Raw genomic sequence first — 14,720 nt, forward strand, 5'->3', positions numbered from 1 at the left:
AAAATACATGGACAATCCACCAGAAGGAATGACATCTAAGGACATTCGCAATATGAGCGAGGATGAACTTCTGGATATGGATTTCTTTTTAAACGAAAATGATTTATTTGCCGATGAGGCTGGTGTAGAAGGTTTTTATATCTTCTAACGAGCGTCATCTTGTTCTCATGCCCGATTTTGTGCGGGCTATTTTCATTCATTGTTCCAACAAAAATCGGAATTTCCTATTATATAAGAAAAAAGAGGACTTACTGGCAGATGGTTATGTCTGCGAGCGAAGTCCTCTTGGTAATGTGTATTATCGCTCTGATGGAGTTATTGCCACGGGAGATATTTCTGTAAATTATGTAACTTATCCATGGCTTACTTGTTTTGAAGTAGACGGGCTCACCATTAAAAATCAGACCTCTATTTAAACTGTACTACGACCTTACGTCCGCCTACCGAGCCGTCAAGGATCTTGTGGATCAGTTCTTTTGCATGGTCATCTGCTTTCTCCAGAAGTGAGGATGTATCTATATCATCATTGTTCTCTATATCTTTTTCTGCCAAAGAAATTGCTTTCTTGGCATCTTCTTTTGTCTGCCAGTTAAAAATGGCTCTCTTTTCATCCATGAACTTGATGGAATCCGGATCCACCTGTAGTTTTCCTAACACTTTTGCATGTGGAATCGTAACAATTACTTCTTTGTCTGTAATCTTTTCTTTCACCTCATCCATCTGGATTCCGGCTTTCAAAGTTGCGCTGTAATGCATCAAAAAACTTTTCTTATTAATAAACGGAATACTTCCATCTTCCATCTGCTCTGTGGACGAATAGGTAACCTGCTGTGTTGCGAGTTCACCAACGTCTTCCAGTTTTCCAGAAATATAATCATTGGTAACTTCTGTCTTAGTCATTGAATTGTAAATATTAATTCCACCAACTGCTCCAATGACAATTCCAACAACCAGGCTAATACAAATTGTTTTCACTTTTTTCGCTGCTTTTTTCGATGTTTCTTTCTTGTTCATTTTTGTTTCTCCGTTTTCCTTTATTGTTTCAATCTCTTTAAACTCTTTCATCGTTTTTCCTCCTTATGACATTGCATTTTGTGAAAATGTAATTGAAATGCTTGTCTTTTTTACTTTTGTTAATTCTAAGTATAAGGATTCTGTCTCTATAAATATACTTCCGTATCAGGGAATTATCTACCCCTATTCCCCTGATATAGAAGTTATAGCTGTAACCACCCTCCACTTGCAACAACTGCCAGGTTTAATTTTCGTATCTTATCCTTGAACCGTATCTGCACATTCTTTTCATCTACAGCAATCACGGTTCCAGTTCCGAATTTCCGATGCACAACAGTTATGCCAGGATGAATTTTTTCTATCTTATGCTGCGTTCCAGTAGCAGAATCTTTTTTGACTGCATGAGATGCATATGTCAGATATGCCCCGTCTTTCTTATATCCTGCGGGCTCCCCATTTCTTCCTGCCCTACTATTATTCGATCTGTTTCCGTTTTTTCTATTTCCGGTTGCGCTGTTCGACAAGCTACTATAAACGCTTTCTTTTTTCCCGGAGCGAGTGTTTGTCTTCTCTTGTTTTCCAAGAAGTTCCTCGCAAAAACTACTCTTTCGATTCGTTGTCATAAGCCGTAAATCCTGCTTCGCTCTTGTTGCTCCTACATAAAATAAACGTCTCTCTTCCTCGTATGTTTCCATTTCTTCTCGGGAAGGCTTTGAACTATGAAGGCTCCTCGGGATCTGTGTCGGCAGGATCCCATCCACTACATCTAACATATATACAATTTCATATTCTAACCCTTTACTTGCATGAATCGTAGAAAGAATAAACGGACAGTCTTCCGATGTTTTCTTAGTTTGAATGATTTCTTTCAATTCATCCAGGCGCCGGATCAGATCCTCTGCCGTAGGCTCTAATTTCCCAATAATCTTCACAACTTCCAGCTTGCTGTCATTTATTTCGTTTCTTTGTAAATAATCTTGATACCCCATATAATTTGTAATGCGATTCACTGCCTTGTCACCCGGTTCCTGTAACAGATGTTTCAAATGTGTTCGCATTGCTTTTGCATTGCTTTTTTTATATTCATCAAGCTTGGAACTTACAAGCGCAGCATCCAAGATCGGCAAATCTCTTTCACGGCTGATTTCTATAATTTCCAACGCTTCTTTCCGGCTTAAATATAGTCTCAGTTTATAATAAATCTGCAGGAACAGTTCTTCATCGCTCGGATTTGCAGCAAATTGAATGATATAAACAATATCAAGAACAACCCGATTCGTGAAGAAAGTCACTTCTGCGTTCCGCATCCGATATGGAATTTCCTGCCGTTCCAAAAGATCAATAAGCGGAATTGCACATTCATGATCCCGGTACAAAACAGCTGTCTGGATTTCACAACGTTTTGCTACTTTTAACAGATACTGATATTGTGCTCTTCTGTTTTTCAAAGCTATTTCCCGTATCTCTCTTTCTGCTTTTTTTGATGCCCGCATATGTTTCTCATGTCGGAATTGATTCTCCTGGATAAACCGGTCTGCCGCTTCTACGATTTTTGCATTAGAACGGAAATTTTCTTCCATCAGGAGTACTTTTGCTCTCGGATGATCTTTTTCAAACGAAAGCAATGCTTTCGGATAAGCCGCACGAAAGCCATAGATACTCTGGTCTTCATCCCCCACCATGAATAACTGTTCTGTTCCAGATGCAAGAAGTTTTATAATTGCATGCTGAATTCTGGATGTATCCTGCGCCTCATCCACACAAATATACGGATAAAGTCTCTGAAAATATGCCAGTAAATCAGGAAATTTACGAAGCATATTGTAAGCGTATACCATCTGGTCGTCATAATCCATCAGACCTTCTTTCCGCATTTTTACACAGTATGCCTGATAGATTTCCAACAGTTTTAATTCTTCTTTTTCTTCTAAATGCCGGATTTCTTCTTCTGTCAGCATCATGTTTTTTATGTATGTAATCAATGTCCTCACATTTTTCAGATCACTTTCTGTCGGGTAACTGTGTTCTGTTTCCTGATAGATTTCTATCAGAAAATGAAGGATAATCTTTTCATCCTGCACCAGTTCAAATGCAGATTTACCGACACTCCGGCTGTAATATTGTATAATTTTTGCACAGATTCCATTGATTGTGCGAAATTCTAACCGTTCAGCCAGTTCTTCTCCAAAATAAGATGCAAACCTCCTGGACATATCTTTTGTTGCTGCGACTGTGTATGTCACTGTCAAGATTTTCTCCGGTGCGATTCCTTTACAGAAAATCATATATCCAAGCCTTGTAACCAGTACGGTCGTTTTACCGGATCCTGGTACTGCTAAGAGAAGTATCGGTCCGTCTACACTTTTTACCGCTTGCTTTTGTTGTTCATTTAATTGTACAGGAAACTGCCTTTCAAATGCTTCCCATGACATTTCTTTCATGATTTCAAAATCCTTCCTGTTTCTTGATTCTTTTATTTCTTTACAATATTATTACTTTCTGACTTATTTTCTCTGTTTTTATCTGCCAATTATGTCGAATGACCTGTTGAAAATGTCTGTTTCATTCATTTGCTTTTTTCATGCTATAATATTTATTCACCAAGTGAAAAATAATAGAGAAAAGAACCATTGTGTTATAGATATTACATCGAAATCTATCTATCACGCAATGGTTCTTTTTATTTTCTTTTTATAGTATCTTTTTTTAAATAATAATATCCATTAATTAAAACCATGGAAGAGCACTGATTACAACAGATACCGTAATTGTTGAAATTGTCATAGATGTTACATTCGCTACTGTTCCATGTACACCTTCCGGCAGTTTTTCTGAGAAAAACTGTGCAATCGGTCCTCCTATAATTCCACCGAGAACACCTGCAAATACCGCCACCGGAATATTCGCACCATACATTAGAACACATGCCGGTCCGACACTGACAACCGGAACATACGTTGCATACCAGCCACCATTATCAAATTTTCCTGCATACAGGAACACTCCCGTTGCCGCTCCGACAAACTGTGATAAAATTATAGCCGGTACAGCTCCTGAGCCATATGCTCCATGATTTCCACATACGATTGTGCCAATCACTGCGCCTGCCAGCAAAAATGCAGATGCCACTTCATTTCCATAAAACTGTGCTTCTGTAAACTCTGCAAAAACCCTGCGTACAAACCAGCTTGTACTATATACATCATCTGCCGGTGCTGCCTCCGTCCGATGTGGTTTCACCGGCACAGGTTTTATCCACGGAAGAATCTTACAAACCATACATACAATAATTCCCGTAATTGCCATCGTTGACACATTTGCTACGACTCCCGGAAGTTTCCACGGAGTCACAATTGCGTCTCCAATCCATATTGCAGTAGGGGCACAGATTAAACCACCGATAATGGAAGATGTCAATAATGCCGGAACGCTTGGACCGTAAAGCAACATAACTGCCGGTGGAGCACCTACTACAGTAATAAATGTTGCGATCCATGTTACGGATGAATCTGCAAATCCATTAATATAACGAAATACAAAAATTGCCAATCCCAGGGAGATGAGCTGTGATGCCAACACCCACGGAAATAAGGTACTACTTCCATAGCAGACATCAAATCCTGCATATTTTGAATTTTTGATCGCCAATATCCATGCTACAATTCCTCCAAGTATAATTCCTATTCCGGCAAATACACTTGCATAAAACTGTGCTTCTGTAAAATTCATAAAGAACCAGGCAATCTGTTTTGGCACAGAATCCAAAATTCCAGAAATCATATTATTATAATCAAATACTGCATTATTACCGCTTAATGCTTTTAAGCCAAAATAAAATGCAAATCCAATGACTATACTTATGATAAATCCCGGTAATGCGCCAGTCATTTTTTCTTTCGTCTTTACTGTCTCACCCATTTTTACCTCCTCATAGATAATATTTTTCCAGATATTTCTGATACAATTTTGCATATCTTCTTACGCTTTCCAGAGAAATATGTTCATTAATACAATGTGCAAGTGCATCATCTCCTGGCCCTGCGATTACAAATGGTACAGATATTTCAGGAATGATCTGTGATGCATCTGTATAGAAATAATGTCCTTTATCTTCTGTTGAAATTCCCACCATCTGTGCTGTTTTCATGATCTGTTTCACCAGCGGGCTATCTTTTGATGTCTCCAATGCCGGTCTGTCATTCATCACTTCAATGGTAATTTGAATTCCCGGTATTTCTTTTCTGAATCGGTCTGCAATCTCTTCTGTACATTTTAAAATATGTTCATGACTGACTCCCGGAACTGTGCGTATATCCAATTCTGCTTCTGCAGTTGGTGGAATAATATTCGTCATAATTCCACCACACAGTTTTGTAACGGATGCTGTTGTCGTTCCCAGAATAGGATGCACCTCCCCGGTTTCCACTTGTTCTTTTAACTCTGCGACTAATTTTTCTACATACTCAACAGCATTAATCCCAAGGTCTGGTCTGGATGCATGCGACTGCTTCCCTTGCACCGTAATTTTCAACCAAAATGCACCTTTTTCACAAGTACCTATTTTCTCATCTGAAGGTTCGCATATAATTATTTCATCAACTTTATTCACCGTACCATCTTTTACAATTCCGCAAATTCCGCTTCCCTTACTTTCTTCATCCTCAGTAAAGCAGAAATAAATAGATTTCTTTGGTCTTTTTTTTGTTTCCAGCATCCATTTTAATGCCAATATCATGGCCGCGTCTCCACCCTTCATATCAGCAGATCCACGTCCATAGAGGATATCACCTTTTACAATAGCATCATGTGGCGGATAACTCCATTGACTGTAATCTCCACATGCAACCGTATCCATATGACCGACAAATGCGATACCGCCTTCCTCTGTTTCTCCATTTACTTTTATGATCAGAGACGCTCGGGTTTTTGAATGATTAATTTTTTTATATACGATGTTTTCTGGTAACATTTCTAATATGACATCCGCAAGTTTCCCTTCATTTCCTTCCGGCTGGCAAGTATTGATCTGCACCAATTTCTGAAGAATTTGTTTGCATTGTTCAGTTGTTATCTGTGCATACTTGTTATCATTTTCTTTTTTCAACTGTCTTCTCCCCTTTATTTCTGGTACGAAAACATTACAAGCTCACCTACTCCGGTCTTTCTTACCATACCAAATTTGCTAATCCATCCACCTGCTCCACAGTTTCTTCTCACCGCACGGTTTTCAAAGGATACAATTTCTCCATTTACGATTGTGTACGTTGCAAGTTTATCGTCCATATCTACAACTGTAACATTCGCAAGTGCGCCAACACCAAGATGACCAATCTTATCTGTCCACCAATTATTTGCTGTTCTATTTCCGATTAACGCTGCCGGATTACAGGTCATTGTCGCAACTGCATCACTCAGGCTTAAAACTCCACTTTGTGAAAGTTCTATAATAGCCGGAATATTATCTCGTGTATCCCCGAATCCTTTCATTGTTCCCTGATTCTGTCCATCCGAAATCAGAATCTTTACTTTTCCTGATTCCAATGCATCATATGCTAATTTCTGCGATTCTTTTGGAAGTTGAAGCCCTTCACGACTTCCTCGTCCTGCACGAAGCATGGTTGTAACAAACTCTGCGGAAATATTGTCTCCATTTACCAGATCAAGAACGCGTTTCATACCTTCTGCTGCTCCCATGTGTGTTCCACATCCTGCCGCTGTAGCATGTGCCAGATGTAATGGACGTCCTTTTGCAAGTGAGACCAGTCTTTCCGCATGTTCTGGGTCCTGTGTATGGGACATATAAATTAGATTTGCTTTTGAAGTAATTTCATAAATCTTATCAATATTTTCATCAGACATAATAAAATGTCCCATATGATCTTTAATTCCAACCGTTAAAGCAGCCGTTGTATTGGTAATTCCATTTCTTGTCATCTTTGTAGATAATGTATCTGCATCTATCTCGCCTTTAAACATACGAATCAACTCATCTACTGACATCTGTGTTCCAAGTACATTTGCAGCTCCAAGATAAACGCCAAGGTTAATCGGAACTCCATGATCTACTTCCGCACCGAGAAGAGATGGTGCCATAAATGTATTTCCGGCTCCCGGTGATAATCCTAATGTCACGCCATCTTCTGCTGCACAGAAAATTGGATTTGTACTTACTTCAAATAAATCGCCAAGATGTAAATGCATGTCAACCAATCCCGGCATAACAGTAAGTCCTTCGCAATCAATTACGCGATCACCGGTCTCTGCTGCGATATCATCTGCGACCTGACAGACAATCCCATCTGTAATCAGGATATCGGTCTGTTTGTCTACTTTATTCTTTGGATCAACAACATGTCCACCCTTTAAAATTAACCGTCCGCTCCTTTGTATCTGCCCGATTGTATCCTGCATCTGCTTCTTTTTTACAGTTGCCAGTGCTCCGTCCAAAAATCCTACTTTATTTTCGTACATTTGTCTACCTCCTTCTTTGAATACTGTATTGTTATTTATGTGACGTAGTATACCAGACTTTATTTTGACTTTCTTCATCTTTTTGATACTATTTTCTCAGTAAATTATTGTACCAAGTGGACAACAGCGAAAAATATACGAAAAAATATACAGCTAATAAATTCCTATTTACAAGATTTATTAGCTGTATATTTTTATTTTTCATGCATCTGATATAACTTCAATGCGAGTTCCAGATTTAAACGTTCTTCCTGATCCTGCAGATCCAGTTCTAATATCATTCCCAGTTTACGATATCGGTATTTCATAGAATTGTAATGAATAAATAATTTTTCTGAAGTTACTTTTAAATTCCATCCATTCGTTACCAGAGCAATAAAAGTATCCATCATATCTGTATGATGCTTTCGATCATATGTACAAATTTTTTCGATATATTGTTTTTCAAACTCTTTCGCTTCTGCACTATGACTTACCAGTGACAGCAACTTAAAAATCCCAAGTTCATCATAAAATACAACCGTATCTTCACGTTCCATACTACGGATAATTTCTATCGCTTTTCTGGCTTCTTCCCAGCTATCATGAATCTGGCTTATATCTTTTCTGTAATTTCCAATTCCGATAGTCGCCGTAAATGGAATTACACGAGCAATCTCATCTTTAATTTCCTTTGCCAGTTTCTTTAAGTTTCCTCTAAACGTCTCTTCATCCTTGTATTTTTCTGTAATAATAAATACAATCTGATCACTTAATTTACTATACACATAGTGTGCATATTCCTGTCCGACACGCTGTTTGCTGATTAACAAAACCCGTGTCATCATTTCCATCATACGTCTGTTTACATTTTCATCCAGATGTTTTAAATACTGTTTTTTAAAATGATCAATATCTACAATAAATACGACTCCACCAAGATAAAAATCCCAGTTATAGATCATCGCACGATTTATGATTTCTTCTTTAGAGCTAATATTTCTGGTTAACATGTCCTGCACAAACTGCTCTCTGTAACCAGCTTCAATTTGACGCGCTGTAAGTTTTTTCTGTAATTTTAATATTAAAATAGTGCCCGCCTGCTCAATCGCAATCTGGTAATAATCCCGAAAAGATTCATCATAGTCATTCCATTTACTTCCAAATACAAGGTATCCGTATTCTTCTTCATTGATATGAATCCGATACCGCCCTGTTTCTTCTATTCTCCCCTGGGCGGTGTCTTTCGTATAATAAGTTTTATCAAAACAGGTATCTACAAATGCGGCTTCCTGATGAATATGTTCTTCCAGAAAAGATAAAATAGTAGAAATGTCTTCATCTTCCAATACCATCTTTGTATAAGCCTGATGTACTCGTTCCGAATACTGCAGGATTCTGGATTGATGATTAATCACCTCCTGCAGCACTGGATTAATCACATCTGTAAATGCAAATTCGAATGGAATAGCAATAATGGGAAAGTTCAATTTATTTGCCTTTTCTATTGCATCTTGCGGATATTCATAAATAAACCGGTCTAACTTTATTCCCAGAGCACATGCTCCATGTTTGTCCAGATTTTCAATTAGAAAAGCTAAATATTCCGGCTGATCTTTGACTACATAACCAGATGTAATCAAAAACTCACCGCCTTTCATCCATTTATAAATATCCGGCGCATCCATAACACTGACCGTTTTCACTTCCCGATCACTGCCGTTTTTCCCGGCTATAATCTTAAAATCCAGAAATATATCCATGGCAAGAATATCTCTGAGTCTTATCATTTTCTCACCCGCGTTCCTCTAAACCGCCTTTATTGTCTGTTAATCAACGCAATAACTATTTTTCCTACATTTCCTGTATCAGCTTAACCAACTTCTCTATGCCATCTTCCGTCCACGCCGGGATCTCCAGAATTGCATTCGGGATGTCCTGATGTCCGGAATGTGGATTATGCAACCATACGCAATCCATCTTCGCTGCCAGTGCTGCTCTGCCGCCATTCGTAGAATCCTCAATGACAAGGCAGTTATCTGTCGGAACATTCAGCCGTTCTGCCGCAAGCAGGAACGTATCCGGTTCCGGCTTTGGATGTTCTACATAATCTCCGCTTGTAATGCTATCAAAATACGGCATCAGACCAAGTCTTGTCATTGCATCCATAATCTCACTCTCTGGTGAGGAAGAAGCAACTGCAAGCTTGTATCCCATTTCTTTTAATTGTTTTAAAGCATTTTCTACTCCTGGCATCTCCGGAAATCCTTCTGCCTTAACAATCTGTGATTTCTTCACCTTCATAATCCGATTCATTTCATCCAGATCCGGAAAATCCACTCCATAATGCTCCTTTACCAGATTTCTGAAAAACTGTCTGGTTGATCCGATACATGGTAAATAAATATCATAATCAAACTCCACATCATAGTGTTCTTTTAAGATCTCTTTCCAGCATCGGTAATGCAGTGGCTCTGTGTCGATCAGTACTCCATCCATGTCAAATATAACTGCTTTTATCATCTTGTAAACCTTTCTGTTTCTTATGTCAGTTTTTTATTTATGATATCAAGATTTCTGACATCATCGCAATTATGCTAATATCTCGTCTTTCTTTGCCAGAATTGCTTCGCATGCCGCACATGCCGGACAGTCACAATACTTCGCACCTGCTGCTTTGATCTCTTCTGCATGAGCAAGTACACCTTTTGCAGCATCTCCGAATACTTTTGCTCCCATATCAGATCCTGCAAATGCAATCAGTCCATCGATTGGCATGATATCTTCTTCCAGTTCTGCAATATAATTCTTTGTTACTTCTGCTTCTTTCTCTGTCCCAACTGCTTCAAGCCATGCATTTGCTGCTTCTTTTGCTTCTGCTGAGCAGGATGTTGCCGCGATCAGTTCTTTTGTTTTTTCTGTTACATAAGTTTTTACGTTCTCTGTCATTTCTACACTACTTCCTTTCTTTTATTCCCCTTGCCGCAATTCTCTATTTCAGATTATAAGCATATCCGCATAATTTTGCAATCAGGGTTGTATTTCTTTTTTCTGAAATCTATAATGTATTTGCCAGATAGAATTATAGTACTTTACTGTAATTATAAATACAGATTAATCGATTTTAACAGGAGATTTAATAATATGAATGAAACTACGAAAAAAGAATCGCGCCAGATGGATATGCTCCATGGCAAAATTTTCAAAAATATGCTGATCGTTGCACTTCCGCTCGCCGCCTGCAGTATCATGCAGCAGTTATTTAATTCTGTCGGCGTCGCCGTTGTCGGTCGTTTTGCCGGAAGTGAAGCGCTCGCTGCCGTTGGCAGCAATGGGGCTGTTATTAACCTGCTGGTTACATTATTTTCCGGCATTTCACTTGGATCAAATGTAATCATCGCCGGCTATATCGACGAAGGCAATCAGCAAAAGATTCCAAGCGTTGTACATACTGCCGTTACGCTGGCACTTATAAGCGGGATACTATTACTTCTGCTGTCATATCTCCTTCATAACTGCACGTAAGATCATGCTCTTCTGCATCTGCCAGGTATCCGGTCGACGGAGTAATCTCTTTGACATAATATTTGCCAAGATATAAGCCATTTACAGAAGCCTGTCCTTTGTCATCGGTTGTAAGAGAAGCTACCTGCTCTCCTGCTTTATAAATAGCTCCCGTTGCTCCATCCGGGTGCACGATATCTTCACGCGCATACAGTCCATAAACTGCACCTTTCAGTGTGGCGTCTCCCTGCGGTACTGCTTTTCCTGTCTCTTTATCCACTTTATAAAGATTGATCTTTGCTGTCACACGGTCATTGCTGAAGGTATGGGCAAAAGATACGGTTGCTTCTTTATCATTGGTGTAAGAAAACTTGAACGTATACACATCTTCTGTATTTCTTACATAACCTTCCGGTGCCTGATCTTCTTTTACAGAATAGGAATATCCGATTGGCAGGTCTACTGTGAATTTTGCAGTTCCGTCTGCGCCAGTAGTAACTTTCTCAATCAGCGTTCCTTTTTTCACAACAACGCTTCCGTCTGCATTTCTGATATCATCGGATGCATACAGAGCAAAAATACCGCCTTTCAGTGGTTTCTTGGTGTCTTTATCCTGTTTTACTACGGAAACATCTGCTTTTTGTCTCTCGTTGTTAAAAGTCACATCTGCAAATACAACTTCTTTGTTCTGACCAGCATAAGTTAGAGTCACTGACTTTTCTTCATTGCCGTTATAGAAATTGTCCTGTGCTTTTGCTTCTTTTACCACGTAGGTTCCAAGATGCAGGTTTTTCAGTGTGACAGAACCATTCTCACCTGTTGTCAGATTTTCTTTTACCAAGTCACCTTTGCTGTACACTTTTGTGCCATAAGCAGTTACGATATCAGCTCCTGCATACACGTTATACACTGCATTTTTCTGTCTGCGGTTTTCATACTGAAATACCGTTCCATTTTCACTGACATCTGCTCCGGTCAGAACCTGTCCTTCTTTGTAAATGGTAAGCTCTGCCAGCTGTTCCTTATTTTCCACGGTTACAGCTGAGGTCTTACTTGCTACCCGTTTTACATTTGTTGCCGTTGCATTTACTACATATCCCTGTGGTGCTGTGATCTCTTTCAGATAAACGGTATCCTGTGTCTTGATGATCGTAACAGAAGATTTTCCATTCTTATCTGTTGCCGGCATCTGAGTGATCAGCTTTGTACAAGCCTCATCGCTGTATACACCGAATACTGCACCTGCAAGATTGACATCCGCTGTATCATCTTTCTTTACGATTTCGATCTTAGCCTGTTCAATCCAGGACACCTTTAAGCTTACATATTTTTCATCAGCAACACCTTCTCCAAATACAAATGCCAGATCCTGAACACTTGCATTCGTAGTCAGTTTATATGCTGAGTAATCTTTTGTAATACTTCCCTTCATTTTTGCAGAAAAAGTAGCATTTACATATTTTGTCTGTGTCAGAGGCGCTGAAAGATAAAACGTGGTTCCTCCTCCAATTGTTACGCTTGCACCTGCCGCACTTACATTTCCAGTAGATACATTATGAAGCTTTACTCCTTTTGGTAAGTCCATTGTGATTTTCTGCTGGAAAGATGCGTTAAACTGAATGTTCTCCGTTCTCTGAACATTTCCATCTACATAAGCTTTTACATCCGGCTTTGAAAATGACATCGCTACATCTGGTATTTCCGGCTTATTCACACAATAATTATAGAGTTCTTTTGCCAAAGCCTCTCCTGTAGCATTTGTTCCGTAAAATGCATCACTGCTTCCATTGGCATATGATGCAGCCATGTGAATAATGATGAATCTTTTTCCTTCTGAAAAATCCGTGTGTTTATTCGCAAAAAAGCTTTCACTTCCTGCGGCATCTGTACCGTAATAACACACTTTTGCTAACGCCTGATTGTCTCCAATCTTTGTGATTGTATAATTTCCAGATCCTGGTCCAGGTTTTGCTGGCTGTACACAATACGCAGTTGCTCTGACGCTTCCGTAGCTGATATAGTACGGCTCTGTCAGATAGGTTCCAAGATTATAATCTGCATATCTATACAGAGGTCCTTTTTCGATTGTTACCTGCTGTGTACTTCTTGCTGAATAAGCCGAAACTGCTTCAAATGTTGCGATCTCTCCTTCTTCCATAGAATCAAGATCCACACCTTCGTCTCCTGCCTGTTCCAAAACATCATGAAGCTCTAACCCTGATTCTTCATCATAGGTATCCTGATTCTGTGCCTGCTCTACCAAATCATCAAATTCATCAGCGTCAATATCGGTAATCTCCGAGTCTGATTCTGACTCCTCCGCTTCTTCTGTCTGCCGTTCGCTGCCAGCTGTTTCGGATTCAGTCACTTCTTCACTCCCTGCTGCCTCTGTCTGTACTTCTGTTTCTTTATCACGCACAATCAGTTTTCGGCTGATCTGGTACTTCGGATGCTCCTGATTTACCGGTTCCACATAATAGACCGCTTTGTAAGTATCCACATGATCTGTCGTAAAATCCTCATTCTTGTCATTCTTTGCTTAGACTGCCTGCAATACACTACTTATCGTTGTGGGAAGATCAGATTGAACTGTACATTTCCCTCTCCGGAATCGACCATCTCCACAGTTGCTTCATACTGTCTCCCTGTTTTTCTTGATACTAGATCCTTATAATGGATTTTTCCTTTAGACAGAAATTTTTTTGCTGTCGTCTTATCCATCTTTTTCCCTTGGCTTGCAAGGAATTTATCATTCTTCCATAAGGTAAAAGCACAGTTCCGGTCAGAACAGTAAAAGTTTACTTTCCCTTCCCTGACATCTGCTCCACAGCGGGGACATTTGCCAATGACTTCTCCTTTTGTTTTTCCCTGAAACTGGTCTTTCTTTTCTTCTGAAATACCCTGATATCTGGCAACCAGTTCCTGCATCAGCTCTGTAATCCCATTTAGGAATTCATCTGCTGTCTCTGTATTCTGGGCAATATGATTCAATGCCATTTCCCACTCTGCGGTCATCTTCGGAGATTTAATCTCATCCGGTAGAACCGTAATCAGCACATTTCCATCATCTGTCGGCACCAGATTTTTCTTTTCCCTTTTCACAAAGCCAGATTGAATCAGTTTTTCAATAATTGCTGCCCTTGTTGCCGGTGTGCCAAGTCCTTTCTTTTCTGTATCTTCGGTCCGTTCTTCATTTCCTGCACGTTCCATTGCAGAAAGCAGGGTATCTTCTGTGTACTGTTTCGGTGGCTGTGTAAAATGCTCCGATACAAAAGAATCACAGGGACCATAATGCTTGCCTGCCCAGATATCCAACTCCGGCTCTTCTTTTTCTGCAATGATTTCAAAGAACTGTTTCAGTTTTTCTCAATTGTCTTGAAGCCTTCCTGTTTTGTTTTCTTTGCATTGAGATAAAACGTATGATAATTGCAGGTACTGCTCGAAGTTTTTCTCTAAACTTCGCCGGTGATCGCCGTGGCATAAGATGCGTTCCGAACATCTCATCGCAATAGCAGTTCCCAATCTCTTGATTGAATTCTGAGATGTTCTTTTCATTTAGCCATTTCCGTAAGCAATCCCATTGCTCTGTGATCCTTACATAATATTTGGACTCGTATTCCCTGTGACGTAGTTCTTCATCACATAGTGCAACGAGTTCTTCAAAATCTGTTACCATATATATCTTTACCTCTTTATTATGGTTTAGATAAATATGGTGCCATGATTATAACTTTATGTAAAGAAATCCAAGC

General features: G+C 39.4%; 12 protein-coding genes and 1 pseudogene. 2 read left to right on the top strand and 11 right to left on the bottom strand.

The genetic code is table 11. From position 1 onward, the window contains the following. The first annotated feature begins 167 nt into the window (after window positions 1–167). A complete protein-coding gene (locus tag C7E02_RS18060) occupies window positions 168–416 on the top strand; it encodes a hypothetical protein (protein ID WP_242979016.1) in 249 nt (82 codons plus the stop codon). On the opposite strand, the gene C7E02_RS18065 is transcribed toward C7E02_RS18060, so the two are convergent. The 8 genes from C7E02_RS18065 to C7E02_RS18100 all read right to left on the bottom strand — a co-directional run bounded on the left by C7E02_RS18065 (window position 409) and on the right by C7E02_RS18100 (window position 10,413). Beyond that, window positions 409–1,065: a DUF4230 domain-containing protein gene (locus C7E02_RS18065; RefSeq protein ID WP_105310369.1), complete on the bottom strand. Its 657-nt coding sequence runs from the start codon at window positions 1,063–1,065 to the stop codon at window positions 409–411. The two genes, C7E02_RS18060 and C7E02_RS18065, sit on opposite strands and share 8 nt — an antisense overlap. A 152-nt stretch (window positions 1,066–1,217) precedes the next feature. Continuing rightward, window positions 1,218–3,455, bottom strand: a complete 2,238-nt coding sequence (locus C7E02_RS18070; RefSeq protein ID WP_242979018.1) for an ATP-dependent helicase — start codon at window positions 3,453–3,455, stop codon at window positions 1,218–1,220. A 286-nt stretch (window positions 3,456–3,741) separates the two neighbouring features. Further along, a complete protein-coding gene (locus tag C7E02_RS20005; RefSeq protein ID WP_105310471.1) occupies window positions 3,742–4,932 on the bottom strand; it encodes a hypothetical protein in 1,191 nt (396 codons plus the stop codon). Window positions 4,933–4,942: 10 nt separating this feature from the next. Beyond that, the gene (locus tag C7E02_RS18080; RefSeq protein ID WP_158683098.1) at window positions 4,943–6,118 is read right to left on the bottom strand and encodes a M20 family metallopeptidase; all 1,176 of its coding nucleotides are present in this window, start codon (window positions 6,116–6,118) and stop codon (window positions 4,943–4,945) included. A gap of 14 nt (window positions 6,119–6,132) precedes the next feature. Further along, window positions 6,133–7,485 (bottom strand): amidohydrolase family protein, encoded by a 1,353-nt coding sequence (locus tag C7E02_RS18085; protein WP_105310371.1) that lies wholly within the window; start codon window positions 7,483–7,485, stop codon window positions 6,133–6,135. 194 nt (window positions 7,486–7,679) lie between these two features. Beyond that, window positions 7,680–9,254: a PucR family transcriptional regulator gene (locus tag C7E02_RS18090; RefSeq protein ID WP_105310372.1), complete on the bottom strand. Its 1,575-nt coding sequence runs from the start codon at window positions 9,252–9,254 to the stop codon at window positions 7,680–7,682. A gap of 64 nt (window positions 9,255–9,318) precedes the next feature. Then, window positions 9,319–9,987: an HAD family hydrolase gene (locus C7E02_RS18095; protein ID WP_105310373.1), complete on the bottom strand. Its 669-nt coding sequence runs from the start codon at window positions 9,985–9,987 to the stop codon at window positions 9,319–9,321. 69 nt (window positions 9,988–10,056) lie between these two features. Then, window positions 10,057–10,413: a molecular chaperone Hsp90 gene (locus C7E02_RS18100; RefSeq protein ID WP_105310374.1), complete on the bottom strand. Its 357-nt coding sequence runs from the start codon at window positions 10,411–10,413 to the stop codon at window positions 10,057–10,059. Between the two features lie 300 nt (window positions 10,414–10,713). Here C7E02_RS18100 and C7E02_RS18105 point away from each other — a divergent pair, with 300 nt between their 5' ends. After that, the gene (locus tag C7E02_RS18105; RefSeq protein WP_242979051.1) at window positions 10,714–10,989 is read left to right on the top strand and encodes an MATE family efflux transporter; all 276 of its coding nucleotides are present in this window, start codon (window positions 10,714–10,716) and stop codon (window positions 10,987–10,989) included. Here the strand turns inward: C7E02_RS18105 and C7E02_RS18110 are convergent. The 3 genes and pseudogenes from C7E02_RS18110 to C7E02_RS20010 form a co-directional block, all read right to left on the bottom strand. Next, a pseudogene (locus tag C7E02_RS18110) lies at window positions 10,952–13,507 on the bottom strand (SpaA isopeptide-forming pilin-related protein); the annotation flags it as partial. The gene C7E02_RS18105 and the pseudogene C7E02_RS18110 sit on opposite strands and share 38 nt — an antisense overlap. A gap of 23 nt (window positions 13,508–13,530) precedes the next feature. Then, the gene (locus C7E02_RS18115) at window positions 13,531–14,283 is read right to left on the bottom strand and encodes a DNA topoisomerase (RefSeq protein ID WP_242979025.1); all 753 of its coding nucleotides are present in this window, start codon (window positions 14,281–14,283) and stop codon (window positions 13,531–13,533) included. Window positions 14,284–14,311: 28 nt separating this feature from the next. Then, window positions 14,312–14,644 (bottom strand): hypothetical protein, encoded by a 333-nt coding sequence (locus C7E02_RS20010; protein ID WP_162496221.1) that lies wholly within the window; start codon window positions 14,642–14,644, stop codon window positions 14,312–14,314. Window positions 14,645–14,720: the final 76 nt, after the last annotated feature.

Origin of the sequence: Dorea sp. Marseille-P4042, assembly GCF_900290215.1 — a bacterium.
In the GTDB taxonomy this organism is placed as follows: domain Bacteria; phylum Bacillota; class Clostridia; order Lachnospirales; family Lachnospiraceae; genus Dorea; species Dorea formicigenerans.